We start from the raw sequence: 13,963 nt of genomic DNA, 5'->3' as shown, positions 1-13,963 counted from the left end.
CGGCCAGTTCTGACATAGCTAGGGGCTGTAGCGCCCCGCGCCACCCACCTATCTCAAGGGCTCTGCCGATCGCCGCGAGGCAAGGCAGGCATCGTGAACTTGATCGCGCTCCACACCGTGCATCGCGTTCATCAAGCGCTGGGCTATCGCACGCAGTTGCGCGTTTCCCTTTTCGTGAGTAACCGTCTGGTGAGGCTTTCGATTACCCACAAATATGGTGCCCAGCGCGATGTCGGTGACAGCCCAAGCCGCCGTCATATCCGCACTCCCCCGTCATTCATCCGACGATCGCCGTCGTCTCGTCACCGTTACTTTGTCTTCCATCGATATGGTTCCCTTGGCAGCCAATCTGTGGCGCCTCCGAAGAACACGCTCAGCGACCATCTCGCAGCTTCGCCATCTGTCAGTTGATGGGAGTGAGGCTCGCGGGCTGAGGGGTTGGCCCCAACGCCGAAGGATCTGTATTCAGCATAATAGCTTGTCCTCAGCGTATTGGTCTTGCCGGGCGTCCATTCGCGCCACCCTTCCGCGATCACGGGGGCATCTATCTTCGCCGCCAGGAAGACCACTGTGGCGTAGGGACGCCAAGGGCGGCCAAGTGCGATATAGCCCGCAGCAGGGTCGGCAGTTAGCCTGCAATGATCAAAAACATAGCCACTGTCTTCATCCGGCGCTGCCTTGCTCTGAGCGGTATAGATGACCGCTTGATTTGCGATGCCGTGCAACTCACATTGCCGGAACCAGGCCTTGGCGTTGCCAAATATGAAATCGACATGCCCTTCGATGTAGCAGTTCGAGAAGTATTGTCGTGACATTCTGCCGTTTGGTCCCTTGCCGGCAAATAGCGTGTCCTGGGCGCCGAGCAGGCGGACGCGCGTAACGACGTCCCTGTCTCCGGTAACGGACAGCGCTACCGCCTGCGAGGGTGGATTGGCCGGATTGAGGGCGTAGTCGTTCTGGATCGTCAGATTCTCGAGCCGCAAGTCATCGCCAGCGGCATCCAGCGTCGCCGAACGGGCGGTTCCTCCTACATTGATCGCGCCGTCGCCATACACAATGACCGTATCCTCCGGCTTCCTGCCAGTCCCTTCGATGTGAATACCGGATTTGGAGATTTTGACCTTCTCGCGATAGATGCCCGGCACGATCCGGACATTTCCGCCTTCCGCCGGCAATGCGTCGATGGCTTGCTGCACGGAGAGATAGTCTGCATTTCCGGCATGCGAGACCAATAGTGGCTGAGCGTACGCTGCCGGGATGCAGAAACATCCGGCCAGAAGCGCAGCAGACGGCAAGAAAATTCGCATGTGATCTCAGTCTTCGTCGAGTTCGCGGCACGCTCGACGCAGTCGATATAAGGTACCGCCGCGGGATAGCCCCCGTGCATGGTCAAACACATTTTCCTCGCCAAACAAGTATTGCACGTAACTCTCGCAAGTCCGGTCCTGCAAACCCGGCGGCCGCCTGCAACGAAGCACCAGGAGGCTGATCTTCCGCAACACCAGCAATTTAGGCCCGCCGAGGCGGAACTCACCACCCGGGTTCGGCGCCGGGTGTAGTGCTTACCGATTGCCGTCGCGGAATGCACCGGAACATGCCTCCGATCCGCGCGGCAGCGGTTCTGTAGCTCGTCCCGTCAGCGGCGGCGATACGTCAGAGTGATTTGCGGTCACGTTCGCGTATTCGAGTTGCCAAGTCGCGGAATTGGCAAATCGGACATCCTCGAGCGTCACGTCAAGGGCATGCCGCTCGTCTACGCCGCGCATCAGCAGCACACCATTGTCGCCACGCACATGGCGCAGAACGATCTGCCGATAGACCGGAATCCTCGTGCCTTGTGCGCGCGGATCATATTTTGCATCGAACGCCACCGGCCACCGGTTGCCCCTCAGGCACACGTTCTCATAAGTCACGCGCTCGACCAGACCGCCTCGACTGACATCGCTCTTGATGCGCAGGCCAGACGTCGTACCGTCCAGCGTCAGATTACGCACAAGTATGTCGCTTGCCCCGGAATTCACCTCGCTGCCGATCGACATGCCATGCCCCCAGCCGAAATAATTATCAATGATGGAGATATGGCTGCTTGAGCCATTGTCGCCGGCCTTGATTGCGACGTTGTCGTCTCCCGTGCGGATCAAGCTGTGGGTGATGGTCACATCCTGACTCGCGCCAGGGTCGATGCCGTCGGTATTGCGGGCATCCGCCGGTGCATCGATCGTGAGGCCCCAAAACGTGGCACCTTCGACCCGGTTCATTGCGACATGAAAATTGGGCGCATTGCGCAAGGTGACACCAGAGAACGTGATGTCCTGCGCATGATCGATCTGGATCAAGCGCGGGGCGTTCTGGTTGCCGCCCTCGGCTTGCGCGCGGCGGGCCAGCTGCCACCAGGTTTCGGCGCCGCCGCCCATAGTTGCGCCGCCCTGACCATCGATGATGCCGTCCCCGTAGATGCCGCCGCCACGCGTTTTGGAAAAGCTGATGAATGGCCGGCAACCGTCGCCCTTACCCGTGATGCGACCACACTGTCCGCGGCCCTTGTCGTAAGCAGCAGGTTCAGGGATGGCGATCAGCGCCGCGCCGCGTCCGATCCATAAGGTCACGCCCGATTTCATCTCGAGTGGACCTGAGTGAAACTCGCCACGCCCGAGATAAACTGCAGCGCCAGCGGGGCAATGTTGAATGGCGTCCTGCAGCCTAACTGTATCGTTCTTGCCGGAAGGCACAGGGCGATCGCAGACCGTATGAGGTGCAACAGGTTCGGCGATAGTCCGGCGGTCTTGCGCTTTTGCGGCGGGGCAGACAACCATGGAGGCGAGTATGGACAATAGGGCCCAGTTGCGAAAACGCTTTGTCATCGATCTGCTCGTGCTTTGTCGCGCGCATCATTGCCGCGTGCTTTGTCTGGTATTGAGCGCTGGCTCGATCGAGCCGCCGCGCGCGTCACTGGCCCGCGCAAGATGACATTTATAAGACGCAGCAGAGGCTGCCTGAACCTTGCGATCGCGCAGTAGCACCTTGCCTATGCGCGAAAAAGACGAAGCGTTGTGCGATAGTCCAAAATCCAACAGCTTCTCAGCCTGCTCACACTGATTAAGCGCGCACGCTCCGTCGTATCGACGTTCGATCGAAGACCCGAGCTACAAGAACTGACAGGAGCGCACACGGTCATCCGACAGCGAAGCTGCCGTTCAGCCAGGAAGACGCAAGATTTGTAGCGACAGGTCGTTGGACGAACGCGGGGGCGGATCGGCTTTCACGGCGGCAAGATCGAGGTCGAGCGCCCGCGGGGTTAGGGACATGGACTGTTCATCGCCGCTGCCGCTAAACGTTGTCGAAGGCGATCCGCTGCGCTTCGATTCAGCCCCGGCTACTTAGCCGCAGAGATCCACAAGGCGCGCAACATTCAGCACTCCCACCGCCAGCCGAAAATGCGGCCGATATCCGCGCCAGCTGGCGCTCGCTCAGGTAGTGATGGACGCGAAGCCGGTTCGCCGAAAGGCAACGCGATACGCTCGATACAAGCTAGATGCGTCGCAGGTTTTTCCCGGGAATTTAACCGGCCGCGATAGCGAGTTCAGGGCGTCTGCGACAATGGCTCGTGTCCTCTAATAGTCGCTGGGCAACCGGCGTGGCGGTTGATCCGCCGCTGAGGATGCCGTCTCATCATCAAGCAATCGCCGAAGCTCTCCTGGCGGCATGTGCTCCTCGTTGAATATGAACGCATCTGGATCAGCCGAAACCGGCAAATCGCCGACCGGCTGATCCAGGCCGGACGGCACGGGCTCATCATCCAGCTGTCCACGGAGATCGCCTGGTGAGAATGGCAGGTACTGGAAATCGAGTGCCGCGGGATCGGCCATGAGCGGCAAGTGGCCGGCGAACAGGTCCACTCCGCCCGGTGCGGGCGCATCATGGAGCAGTCGACCAGGCTCCCCTTGAGAAAGCGGCAGGGGATCGGAACTGAAAACATTTGGATCTATCGAGACTGAACACCGTGTCAGAGAGCTGATTTAGTGCATTGTCATCACTGGCTTCGAGCGACTGGCCGCGCTCGCCGAGGTAATTCGCCACCTTGTAAAGCATTTGAGCATACTTCTCGGCCGTCAATGGTGACAGGTTTCGGCGAGTACTGGTACCGTTCATCATCGCCTGAATGTAATCGCGATCCGCGCGAGACACATTCGACGGCGGTTTGCGGCCGGGGCGTCGGTCAAGCCCGGCGGGATCGGCCACGCGCGCTGCTTCCAATTGCTGCTCAAAGGCGTCTTGTTCCGCCTGGTTCGGTTGCTGATCGCCTCGAACGGCGTGCTGTACCGATGGCGGCGGTGCTGCATTGGATATGTCGATATTGTGCGAGTCCACGCCAACCTCTCGTCCAGGATCAGTGGGTTAGTCCGTAATCGGGCAAGCTTTCGAGAAGCTGACGAGGCTACGGCCGGCACCGGATCGCATTCGCATCGGGAACCCTCTTCCTGGCGTCTCACGAACTTAGGTGACTGCCGGTACCCGCCCTCTTCCGGATCGGATTGTGATCGCTTGCGGGAAATAGTCAGCCAGTTCTCGTCATCATCCATGCGATGCCGGATGAGGCATGGTCGGCGTCCGCGGTCAGCACCGCCCGGGACGTCGCATGCCTTGCGCCACGGCCATAGCGAACCATCGTGATCATTGAACGCGCCTCCTTGCTCCCCCTCCACACACGTCTACCGGCAATTTGAACGACTTGAAGACGGACAAAACGACCGAACTGGCCCTGGGCCAAGGTGGAGAGCTCTTTGACATTCGATCCAGTCTGCGTGAGCAGCCCCCGAAACAGGAGGCTCTAGTCAAAAACGCGGCGATGTGTCCGGTATGTGGTGCTACTCTGCGCGCACCCTCTGGCCAACGCACCGCGATCAACCAAAAAGCCGAGCCTATCGGCAGGGCCGCACCCACTAGTCCAGTTCGCCCGCCGGGTTCGCAACACGATGCGTCTGGAGATCTTCGCCAGGTCCGTGACAAAATCTGTCGCCATTGCCGTGCGCGGTGGCAGCGTTCAACGGTCCCATGATCGACCCGAAAACGCCACGGCAGCATCCTGGTCAACAGGATCATCGACGGCTTCGCGATTTGCGCGGTCGTGCGTTACGTGTTGAATTGTTTGCCGCAGAGTTGCGCTGGCGTTCATTGACCGGCGATGAGACTGCTCGACGCTCAAGCCTCCGCTCCAGATCCGCCAATCCTGCCTTGCATTCGGCGACAACCGATTGGGCGCGAAGCAGCTTGACCTTGAGCTCGTCCTGTTGCCTGACTATTTTCTCAAGATCCCAATCGTCCCGCATCAGCTCATTGACCATCTGCAAGCACCGACGCAAGGCCGGCGCTTAGCTTCAAGAACCTCGGCATCTCGCAGATGCCAGCGCTTGAGCCACCGGCCAAAAGTGACGCAAACAATCGTCCTGAGGTTTAACGCCTTTACCCTGGTGTGCACCATCTTGTTGAGGACCGCCATTCGCCGCGAGCCCTTTACAAGACAATTGGGTTCTGGCCGGCAAACCGAAGCGCGATCCGAAGATGGCAGAGTTCGCGACGCAGGCGCGCGGTTTGGAAAGCGCATCAGGAGACCTCTGCCATCGATCAAGCGGGCAAGTTTCATCTGAATACCTGGATCGGGTGGTGAACGACCATCATATCGCAAGTGGTTTCGTCACATCCTCAAGCAACCGGCATGCCAAGGCCGCTTGAGCGTTTCATGACGAAACGATGTGGGCTTTCGCGCATCACCTGGTTGCAGGCGTCCTTGTTGTCGCGCCTGAAACAACCGACGTCTTGAACGAGACAGTCAAAGCCGCAACCACGACGTCCATGGCAGCGCTCACTAAAGTTCACTCCTCGGAGACCGATGCTTGAAGGTCGAACGCGATCGACCATCGCTTGATTTTGTGACAAGTTGACAACTGCCCTTCCTGCGCTACCGCGCTGCGCGACATGGCCAGGTACAGCGGCGTTGAGACCCCCGGCTCAGGCCGAGGTCAGCATCACTACCGAGGACGAGATCAAGTGCCGAACGGCGAGGCGATTATCGCCCCGCGTTTATGGAGACGGTACCAAGTGACAGCTTACCCTCAGCGAAATCAGCTGCCGCCCTGGCGTGCAGCCTTGCCGAATCGAACACCGGAAATTCTGTATGTTCGGGCCCGATGAGAAGACCAATCTCCGTGCAGCCGAGGATGAGCGCGTCGGCGCCCCGTGCACGACCGCGCGCGATGATGTCAATAAATTCCTGGCGCGACTGATCAGAGATAACTCCGCAGCACAGCTCATCGAAGATGACATCGTGGATCCGGATCCGTTCGTTCTCCGCCGGTATGACAGCTGAAAGGCCAAAGCGCTGCCGCAGGCGATCACAATAGAATGGCTGCTCCATCGTATAGCGCGTCGCGAGCAACAGTGGTCTCTTGAAGGAAGCGGCGAGAAGAGCCGCAGCGGTCACATCGATGATGTGGATGAGTGGCACACCCAGCTCGGCAGCAACAATGTCGGCAATCACATGCATCGTATTGGTGCAGATCAGGATGCAGCTGGCGCCCGCGTCGACCAACTGCCGGGCTATCCTCGTTAGATAAGCAGCGGCTTGCCTCCAATCTCCTGCCTTCTGAAGGGTGACGATATACCCGAAGTCAACCGAGCGCAGCAAGATGTCTGCCGAGGCGAGACCGCCGCGGCGCTGACGGACGATTTCGTTGATTTCCTTGTAATAGATGGCTGTGCTTTCCCAGCTCATCCCTCCGATCAGCCCAATCGTCCGCTGCACTTTGAGATCTCCACTTCATGCGAAGGCGACACAGGCTTACCGCGCCTTCGGCGGCAAATCTCGGCGTTGTTTCGCGCAATCGCTCTGGAAAGTGCAAATCAAAGGCCTTATCTCGGCGATAGCAAAAACTCTTCTCACCCGGCCTCCGAAGCGGGCTGAAAGGACATGGCGTTGGACGATCGCGACCTGAAGATTTTGGACAAGTTGCAGCTCGACGCAGCAATTCCCGTCACAGCGCTTGCCGAATCGGCCAATCTTTCGGTGTCCGCTTGTTGGCGGCGCATCAAGCACATGGAGGACAGTGGCCTGATCTGCCGGCGCGTCGCTCTGGTTGACAGACGCAAAGCCAACGTGCCGATGACTGTGTTCATGGGTGTACGCACGTCGCGTCATTCGATGGCGTGGCTCGAGGACTTCCGCCGTGCCATTGCAGACATTCCGGAAATCGTCGAAGCCTATCGCTTGACCGGTGAAACCGATTATCTGCTCCGCCTCGTGGTGCCAGGGGTCGAGGTCTATGACGCGGTCTACAAGAAGCTGATCACCCGCCTGGACTTTGCTGATGTCAGCTCGTTCATTAGCATGGAAGAGCTGAAGTTTACGACAATGGTACCGTTGACCTATGTTTAGGGTGCGCCTCCCGGTGGCTCGGGGCAAAGCCGCCTGGATGCATATGTGTATACCAGCGCCAGCTGGCGCGCATGTTCGACGAGATTGGCGGCGGCGCGGTGTCCCCCATCGATGTTCTCAAAGTAAAAATAAGGCTGGCCCAGCGCAGCGAGCTTCGCGGCGGCCTTGCGGCCGTGCGCAGGATGCACGCGATCATCCTTGGTGGAGGTAAAAATGAAAGGCTCCGGGTAGGCCTTGCCCGGTACCAGCTTTTGGTAGGGCGAGTAGTCTTCGATCCACTCTCGTTGTTCGGGAATGGCCGGGTCCCCATACTCGGCGATCCAGGACGCGCCCGCCCCTAACTGGGTGAATCGAAGCATGTCGAACAGCGGCACTCCTATGATCGCCGCGTTGAAAAGCTCAGGGCGCTGGGTTATTGCAGTGCCAACCAGCAGGCCCCCTTGGCTGCCGCCGATCACGCCGAGCCGGCGCGGACTTGTGACTTTCCGACGGATCAGATCGTCGGCGACCGCGATGAAATCATCCCATGTGCTTTGCTTCATTGCTTGCTGGCCCGCCCGGTGCCATGCTGGACCGAACTCGCCGCCTCCGCGCAGATTGGCAACAACGTATGCATTGCCCTGTTCGAGCCATACTCGACCCAAAGCTTCTTCATAGGAGGGGAGAAGCGGAACCTGAAACCCGCCATAACCATAGAGAAGCGTCGGGGTCGAGCCGTCAAATCTTGCGCTCCTGGGCCGCACCAGGAAGTATGGAATCCGCGTGCCATCGCGCGAAGTCGCCTCGAGCCGCTCCACGACATGCTTCGATGCGTCGAACGTCGCAGGTGCCGTCTTCAAGAGCTCGAGCCGTTTGCTTTTGGCATCAAAGTACCAAAGCGACGTTGGCGTAAGATAGTCGGAGACGGTGAACATCATTTCGTCCGCTTGCCCGGAAACGGCTGATAGGCTTACGCTCGCATTCTCCGGCAGCGGGACCGGCGTGGTATGCCATTTTCCCTGATCGTACCTGTAGACGAATGCCTTGCTTTGAACATTGTCAAGAATCGTCAGGACCAGGAAATTCCTGGTCCTGCCAAATCCGCGGAGTGCCTGCCGGCAGTTGGGCTGGAAAACGACAGATGGTTTCGCGCGCAGCGGATCTTGCTTCCATTCGGCCAAATCATACGAGATCATTGAGCCGGCCTTGAAGCTGGTATCGCCGGGGCGGATCCAGTCTTCGTCCAGCTTCACAAGCACGCGGCCACTCGCGATGCCGACGATCGAGGCCTTCTTCGGCAGATCGAGCTCGATCGGCCCTGCGGGCCCGAACAGCACGTACTGCCGCTCGAAGGCGTTGATCCGGCGGGCGACGCCGGTCACATGGATCCGCTGTTCACTAAGTACAAATGGCGCGGCGCTAAAGTCGGTGCGCTGGCCGCGAAAGACTTCGCGCGCCTGATCGAGCGGCTGAGCGCGCTTGAGCTCCTTCAACACAAAAGGGTAGCCGGCCTCGGTCGTGGTCCCCTCGCCCCAATCACGTGCAACAAGGACAGTGTCACGATCGAGCCATCTGACGCTCTGCTTGCCCTCTGGGAGTTCGAATCCACCTGTAACAAAGCTTTTGGCATCCCTATCGAACTCGCGTATGGACACGGCGTCCTTGCCGCCGTCGGAAAGTTTGACGAGGCAGCGGCGCCCGAGGCAGCTGCTGCCCTTATAGACCCAGTTCTTCTTCTCGGCGACAGCGAGGGCGTCAATGTCCAGGATGGTCTCCCATTGGGGATCTTGGCCGCGGTAGCTCTCAAGCGTGGTGCGCCGCCAGATGCCGCGCACATGGTTCTCGTCTTGCCAGAAATTTTCGAGACCTTGCCGTCCCAGCGAAACGTACGGAATCCGGTCTTTTGCCTGGAGGACGGTGAGCGCGTCCTGGTAAATGCGATCATAGCGAGGATCCGACTGCAGCGAGCCAAGCGTCTTTTCGTTCTCGGCCTGTGCCCAGGCCAATGCGCGCGGCCCCTCGACCTCCTCGAGCCAGAGAAATGGATCGTCGGCCTGCGTCGCACGAGACTGTCCGTCGGGCAGCGCGAATGTAAAACACATCATCGAGAGCAACGCGGCGCGCAGAAGGGACTTTTTCATTGCCTTATCCTCGGACGGGCACGCACAGGGCGAGCCGGCAGGTTCTTGGGACTGGACGAAAGTAGCGAAATTCGTGTTGCGACCGTGCACGCGCTGTGTCGCGCCGCCCGCAGCTCGACCTGTGCAAGCAGCATGCCGCCGACAAACAGCAGGTTTCTGCCGCATCGTGCCGCATCGCCATGCCAGCTTCCCGACATTGGCTCCGAAGCTGACAATCAGGTGTCCGCCGGGTAACGTTTCGACATTAGACAACCTCGCCTGCCCTTTGAGGCCGCCGGTTCAACCGCGAAAACCGCATCGGCAGTGCGATATTGCGGCGGGGCTGCTTGCGTTCGGACAGAGGGCGTGAGCTCTTAGCCGTCTGAGTGTTGGCGGCGTAATTGGAGCGGGCAGGCGGCGCCCTTCTGACAACGCTATGTCAGGGCAACCCCGAGGACGCAGCCGCGAGGTGGGAGCTTTTCATGACAACGTTCTATCTGCGCCGCCAAGGGGAGAATATCGGGAAGAGCCACAGTGAATTCCGCGAGCAATTTGATCGCCAAATCGCCCACATCGATTCCGAGAACGCCGCGCTGCCTTGGGATCGTCTGGGCCACTGGGCGCAGGATGACGAGGACTGGGTGGAGGCGGAGCGCTGCTTCCGCAGGGCCTACGACTTGGCGGGCGGTGAATACGGCTATGGCCTGGCCATTGTCCCCAAAGCGCTGGGGCGGTTCGATGAGAGCGTGCCGCTGCTGCTTGAGCAGGCCCAGATCGTTCAGCCGGACGCCATGAGCTGTTTCAGCTGGCTGCGGCTTTCGCCAGCCCCCGCGGGTGCGAGAGGCGATCGACGCCTACGAGAGTTCGCTTGCGCTCGACCCAGACTATGCCGTGGCGATGTTCGATCATCTGGCGGTGCTCACTGGAACAGCGGTGATGGGGCAACGGCAGCGGTGGTTTGGGCGGCGGCGATGGAGCGTTTCCCTGACCACGAACTCAGCGGCAAGCTTAGGTGCGATTTCTCGTTCTTGTTTAGTGATCCGGCTGCTGGCCACCGCGGCGACGGCGCTCGTTAGAAGGAAGGCTCGCGGTGGAAAAGTCACCTCACCAGGATTGCGCGACTCCCCGCCCATTTCCGCGGCTCGAACGTCTGTACCACGTCGGCTGTACCCGATCTGGACGATACCGACGAGGACGTCGGCCGGACCGCCGGTTGGCCGGACGCGGCGAGATCACATCGCCAGGCGCCTCGAACTCGATTCATGTGCGTCACCATTGCCCGTTTACTCGCACCCAGCCTTCCCGGCACGGTTCGACGGAAACGACGGCATGTCTGTCAGTCCGCGAGTCTCGGCGACCTCCCTGCGATCCTGCGGTTTGCGGCGGGCAAGAAGAACCCCGGCTTCCTTTCGGAGGCTGGCACTCTATTTGCTATCTCAAGCATCGGAGGTTGCGGGGACTCGCAACACCCGATCCTTGCGATGCCCAGGTGCGCCCGTACGCCGATCGGGAAGCCGCCGCGCGCAAACGTCGAACGCGCGGGCCGCTGTTCGAGCCTATCGCACCGGCCGGAAATCGTTATAAGGTCAAGAGCCAGGCAATGAAACACCGGTTAAGGATGCGCTGATCGCCTGAGACGGAGGCAATCGGGTGGGACGAGTGAAGATGCGCGCAGCTCCTGACCCGGCAGCATGCCTGCTCGACGCTTGGGCCGGGCTATTCGAGCTTCCGCTCCCGTGGCGGAACCTGCCGCCCAACACGCCGATGGCTAATTGGATAGAGATGCAGGACATCCACGCATGGTCCCTTGGGATGGAGGACCTGAGATGCGTCGGGTTCAATCGTTCAGGGCTGTTGTCACTCCGCCTCTTGATCAGAGGCATACGGCGATCGGACGATCGTTACATGAAGCAAGTCGGGCTTAGCGTACTGACCGACCACGTCGCTGACCTTCTGAGGAATAGATGGAAACGCGACGACGCCCAGCGCCCAGATGTCGACTGGCTGAAGAACGAGGTAGGCGCCTGGCTATCATCGCAGGCGTGTCCTCAAACACACTTCATCCCGTGCAAGATTTCGTCTCAGACGGCCGATTCTTTCGACATCGGCCCCGTGACCTTTGTGCATATGGATAACTTCGCGCCCCAGACATTCGGACTGAAACTGCATGCGGACGGTCAGCCCGTGAACCTCGAGCGGTGGAAAACAGATTATCGTGCAGATTGGATCGCAGTTGTCGACGTGACAGGCAGGGAGAAAGAACGGTCGCTGGAGGTCGCGGAAATGACCGTCGATCTCTGTCTTGGCGCACTGCAAACCGTCACTCGAGATCCGCGGGGGCGAGACATTTCCCGTCTGACAGGTCGAACCATGTTCGATCACAAGCTTTCTCTGGTATCCGATCCGACGGGATTCTGGTCGCATGGCTGGAGGGCGCGCCAATCTTTCGACATGCCAGGGCCAATTCTAGGCGAGCTGTTGCAGCAGACCGCCGCAGATATCCAGAACATGGGCAGGATCATCGGCCGCTTCAAAGACGAGTCGAGTTTACTTCCGCTTTTGGAGCAAGGATGGTGCGACGCCCTCTTCTGGTTTCATGAGGGGCTTTCGGAACCGCTCGATTCCGTTGCAATCACAAAAATGGAGACGGCGATCGAGAATCTCTTTTGCGCCGAGAGCGCGAAAGGAAGCCGCACACGCTTGCTTCAAGGATTCAAATCGCTGTTCGGGGTCGACGGCCCATCTCAATTCGATGCTATCCTGCCGGTGACCGTTGACGAGTTTGTCGAGGCCATCGTGACGGCCAGATCGAGAATTCTGCACGGGACCTGGTCAACGCTAGCAAACCGGGACGGCGAGGTAGAAAGGCGCGACGTTGCGCGGCTGACGCAGAATTTTATCATGATCTCAGCGCGAGCGATCGAGGCATACGGTAAAAGTTTCAATCCGACGGACAACGTGGACGCTTTGCTTGCCTGGGCCGAAAAGTCTCGGCGCAACCGATCTTAGCGTGGATTTCAGTTGATCCGTTGAAATCCGAGTATATCCTGTACCAAAGCACGAGCCTCCGCACGCACCGCTTCGTCATCGGTGACGTGCTTTATCGTTGCCTCGGCGGTCTCAAGCACCAAACTCGTTGCAATTTCCTGGTCCAAGCCGGCATGCTGGCAGCACTCGCCTATCACGGTGGCGAGATCAGCGAGCTGCGGCGCAAGACGCTGACGAATATCGTCGCTCGACTTCAATTCGATCCGCCAAGAGCCTTGACCCGTCAAACCACCGTCGAAGACGGCGACGCAGCCCGGCGGCATGACGGGGGGCCGGACCGTTGTCGCGAACGCCGGTATCAGCCAATTACCCTCTTGCTCAGGATCTGATCGGCTTCGCTCTGGCCGAGCAGCGCCCCCGTGACGCGATCATAGTTCCAAATGTTCACCACGCAGCTCTCCTAGAACTTGATGCACATGAGCAACCGGATGTTTCGCGGCCGCGTTGCTGCGCCGCCAAGCCCGCCGTTCATGCCGCCCGTCGTTGCCGAGCCGAAGCTGCTGAAGAAATAGTTTGGCGTGCTCCCAGTACCCGACCCGAACGCAGGTGACGTATACGAATGCGTGTGGTCTTTGAGCAGGTCGCCCTGCTGCGAACCCATCGTGCGCCCCGTGTCGACGCCGCGGCTATCGTCGAAGCCGCGGAAGAACTCGCCGCGGCCGTCAGGGATGCGAAAAGTGGTCGACAAGTCGCCTGTCGAGAACGCGCCGGCGTTGCCACTCGCCCAAGACGCTTCGCTGACGATGTTGCCGGACGCGTTCGCATAGGCCCACAGCGCCGGGTAAGCCGTACGGGACAGCAGCGCGCCGTTGTACTTGATGAAGCCGGCCGGTGCGACGGTGGCGGGAAATGCCAGAACGGCTCCGACCGGAACCGGACCCATGCTCTCCCACGCGGTCCACGTCGGAACACCGCTGACTTCGAGAGCCAAAGGACGACAAATCTGGATGTGCGTGATGACTATAACGAATTGAAACTAAACGCCTTCAAAGGTCACACGTTCGAATCGTGTCGGGTGCGCCATCGTTTCTCTCGATCTGCCAACATCTTAGAGCGTGGTGGCAGCTCCTCAAAAGCCGCTCGGACCAGCCGGTCACAACCCCGTCACACGAGAGGAGCTTTTCACGTGGCAAGCCTACGATTCAGAAACGGGAAGTGGCAGGTCAAGTCAGACGACACGGACATTCGACGCGAGCCCAATCGTTTCAATCCAAATCTGATGCACAACAATGGGCACGGCAGATTGAAGCCGAGCTAGATCGCACGTTGATCCCGAACGACGTGCGGACTCTTAATACGATCACAGTCGCACAAGTCCTTACGCGCTATCGGGACACGGTAACCAATGAGAAGCGTGGGCTAGTTCCCGGGCGCAAACGGATCGAAG

General features: G+C 59.6%; 12 protein-coding genes. 3 read left to right on the top strand and 9 right to left on the bottom strand.

Going from position 1 to position 13,963, the window contains the following annotated elements:
* Positions 1-308 precede the first annotated feature (308 nt).
* The 6 genes from BLV07_RS13980 to BLV07_RS13965 all read right to left on the bottom strand — a co-directional run bounded on the left by BLV07_RS13980 (position 309) and on the right by BLV07_RS13965 (position 6,799).
* On the bottom strand, positions 309-1,307 hold the full coding sequence (locus tag BLV07_RS13980; RefSeq protein ID WP_091886248.1) for a pectinesterase family protein: 999 nt from the start codon (positions 1,305-1,307) through the stop codon (positions 309-311).
* A 255-nt stretch (positions 1,308-1,562) separates the two neighbouring features.
* Positions 1,563-2,861 (bottom strand): glycoside hydrolase family 28 protein, encoded by a 1,299-nt coding sequence (locus BLV07_RS13975; protein ID WP_091886245.1) that lies wholly within the window; start codon positions 2,859-2,861, stop codon positions 1,563-1,565.
* 750 nt (positions 2,862-3,611) lie between these two features.
* Entirely contained in the window at positions 3,612-3,896 is a 285-nt protein-coding gene (locus BLV07_RS46150) for a hypothetical protein (RefSeq protein ID WP_143035410.1), read from the bottom strand.
* A 19-nt stretch (positions 3,897-3,915) separates the two neighbouring features.
* The gene (locus tag BLV07_RS46145) at positions 3,916-4,368 is read right to left on the bottom strand and encodes a hypothetical protein (protein ID WP_143035409.1); all 453 of its coding nucleotides are present in this window, start codon (positions 4,366-4,368) and stop codon (positions 3,916-3,918) included.
* Positions 4,369-5,096: 728 nt separating this feature from the next.
* Entirely contained in the window at positions 5,097-5,342 is a 246-nt protein-coding gene (locus tag BLV07_RS13970) for a hypothetical protein (RefSeq protein ID WP_244551098.1), read from the bottom strand.
* Between the two features lie 722 nt (positions 5,343-6,064).
* Positions 6,065-6,799: an aspartate/glutamate racemase family protein gene (locus BLV07_RS13965; RefSeq protein WP_091886242.1), complete on the bottom strand. Its 735-nt coding sequence runs from the start codon at positions 6,797-6,799 to the stop codon at positions 6,065-6,067.
* 165 nt (positions 6,800-6,964) lie between these two features.
* Between BLV07_RS13965 and BLV07_RS13960 the strand changes: the two genes are divergently transcribed.
* Positions 6,965-7,429: an Lrp/AsnC family transcriptional regulator gene (locus tag BLV07_RS13960; protein ID WP_091886238.1), complete on the top strand. Its 465-nt coding sequence runs from the start codon at positions 6,965-6,967 to the stop codon at positions 7,427-7,429.
* On the opposite strand, the gene BLV07_RS13955 is transcribed toward BLV07_RS13960, so the two are convergent.
* Positions 7,426-9,549 carry a prolyl oligopeptidase family serine peptidase gene (locus BLV07_RS13955; RefSeq protein ID WP_091886235.1) on the bottom strand — a complete coding sequence of 708 codons (2,124 nt, stop codon included), beginning with the start codon at positions 9,547-9,549 and terminating at the stop codon, positions 7,426-7,428. The genes BLV07_RS13960 and BLV07_RS13955 overlap by 4 nt on opposite strands.
* 461 nt (positions 9,550-10,010) lie before the next feature.
* Between BLV07_RS13955 and BLV07_RS13950 the strand changes: the two genes are divergently transcribed.
* The gene (locus BLV07_RS13950; RefSeq protein ID WP_210187795.1) at positions 10,011-10,604 is read left to right on the top strand and encodes a tetratricopeptide repeat protein; all 594 of its coding nucleotides are present in this window, start codon (positions 10,011-10,013) and stop codon (positions 10,602-10,604) included.
* Between the two features lie 829 nt (positions 10,605-11,433).
* Positions 11,434-12,537, top strand: coding sequence for a hypothetical protein (locus BLV07_RS13945; protein WP_143035407.1), 1,104 nt, complete (start codon positions 11,434-11,436; stop codon positions 12,535-12,537).
* An 8-nt stretch (positions 12,538-12,545) separates the two neighbouring features.
* Here BLV07_RS13945 and BLV07_RS13940 read toward each other — a convergent pair whose 3' ends face one another.
* Together BLV07_RS13940 and BLV07_RS13935 are read right to left on the bottom strand one after the other, a co-directional pair.
* A complete protein-coding gene (locus tag BLV07_RS13940; RefSeq protein ID WP_091886229.1) occupies positions 12,546-12,839 on the bottom strand; it encodes a hypothetical protein in 294 nt (97 codons plus the stop codon).
* Positions 12,840-12,976: 137 nt separating this feature from the next.
* Positions 12,977-13,459 (bottom strand): phage tail protein, encoded by a 483-nt coding sequence (locus BLV07_RS13935; protein WP_091886226.1) that lies wholly within the window; start codon positions 13,457-13,459, stop codon positions 12,977-12,979.
* Positions 13,460-13,963: the final 504 nt, after the last annotated feature.

It is taken from the genome of Bradyrhizobium sp. Rc2d, from assembly GCF_900099855.1.
In the GTDB taxonomy this organism is placed as follows: domain Bacteria; phylum Pseudomonadota; class Alphaproteobacteria; order Rhizobiales; family Xanthobacteraceae; genus Bradyrhizobium.
Note: the sequence above shows the minus strand (reverse complement) of the source record. Positions and strands in the feature narration are given on the sequence as shown.